The following is a 231-nucleotide window of genomic DNA, read 5'->3' as shown; positions in this document are numbered from 1 at the left end:
TTATTCATGAGGTCGGACTCTTTCAAGGTCGATTAGGATTTGAACGAGCCATTGTTTTATTAGAAGAAGGATGCGAGGAGTTTTCTAATATAAATGGTTTAGGTCAAATAAGATTTCCTAAAGGAAATATTAGTGCCGTATTCCAAGATATTAGAGAAGTGCTGGAGCGAGAAAAAATAATCAATTAAATTGGTTCGCACAATGACGTTATGCTAAAGAGGCCGCTGCGTG

At 37.2% G+C, this 231-nt stretch carries 1 protein-coding gene; it reads left to right on the top strand.

Annotated elements, in window-relative coordinates:
* Positions 1-188 (top strand): TIR domain-containing protein (locus FHC49_RS05835; protein ID WP_220439163.1); only part of this gene is annotated, 188 nt, incomplete at its 5' end.
* Between the last annotated feature and the right edge of the window lie 43 nt (positions 189-231).

The organism is Kluyvera sp. EC_51 (assembly GCF_019584505.1).
Classification (GTDB): domain Bacteria; phylum Pseudomonadota; class Gammaproteobacteria; order Enterobacterales; family Enterobacteriaceae; genus Kluyvera; species Kluyvera sichuanensis.
The sequence above is the reverse complement of the archived record's forward strand: the minus strand, read 5'-3'. Positions and strand labels throughout refer to the sequence as shown.